1 protein-coding gene is annotated in these 937 nt (G+C 44.3%); it reads right to left on the reverse strand.

What is annotated here, in order from left to right; all coding sequences use genetic code 11:
* Positions 1–74: 74 nt before the first annotated feature.
* Positions 75–389 carry a transposase gene (locus tag D3222_RS24765; protein ID WP_157975451.1) on the reverse strand — a complete coding sequence of 105 codons (315 nt, stop codon included), beginning with the start codon at positions 387–389 and terminating at the stop codon, positions 75–77.
* Between the last annotated feature and the right edge of the window lie 548 nt (positions 390–937).

Genomic DNA, 937 nt, shown 5'->3' on the forward strand with positions numbered 1-937 from the left:
ATAATAGGCACTGCGCGACACCTGAAGCGTCTGGCATAAATCCTTAACTGGCCACTGGGCGCTCAGCCGTGTGATCAGCGAATAGGTCCGGTCCGCAGTTCGCTCATCAGCACGGCCGCCTGCTTTAGGATTTCTTTTTCCATTTCCAGGCGTCTGACCTGTTTTTCCAGCGCTTGTATACGGCGTTGTTCGGGAGTCAAAGCCTGACCCGCTGGGGTCATCCCCTGTTGTTCAGCTTTATATTGACGTACCCACTTTCCGAGTGTGCTGGTATCTATCCCCAAAGCGCGAGCCACATCAACAACACGTTGCTGATGAAGAATGACTTGCTGAACCGCTTCCAACTTGAATTCAGCGGAATAGTGGCATCTTGGCTGTTTCAATTTCATCATCATACCTCACTTTCACTGTTAATCAGATTAGCAGGCTTGTGAGATGTCCGGAATTCTTATACCACTACAAAATGGAGATTTACTTTAAAGAAGATTTTAGTGAGGAAAATACCAGTATGCAATGAAAGAAACTTGCTGAATTGGGCTATGTTGGTTGAAATTTCACTCAAAAAGAACAAGGATTCGCCTGTTGGTGATAAATGTGAAAAAAAGTATTGTATAAAAATCTGAGCTCCCTATAATGCGCCCCACTGACCGACACAACGCTGATAAACATTGTGAGGTCAGGCAGAGGGAAAGCGAATAAGCGCTTGACTCTGCGGGCGAAAAGCGTAGTATACGCAGCCCGGCTGAACGAGAATGTCATTTTTTAATTCAGCCTGCTCTTTAACAATTAATCAGACAATCTGTGTGGGCACTCACAAGACCGTATCACCAAAAAATACGTTTTAAAGTCTTGAAGAGTGAACAACAGTGAATTCATTACGAATGAACGGTCAGTTTCTTTGAGCATCAAACTTTAAATTGAAGAGTTTGATCATGGC

The sequence above is a fragment of the Photorhabdus sp. CRCIA-P01 genome (assembly GCF_003545805.1).
GTDB classification, from domain to species: Bacteria; Pseudomonadota; Gammaproteobacteria; order Enterobacterales; family Enterobacteriaceae; genus Photorhabdus; species Photorhabdus antumapuensis.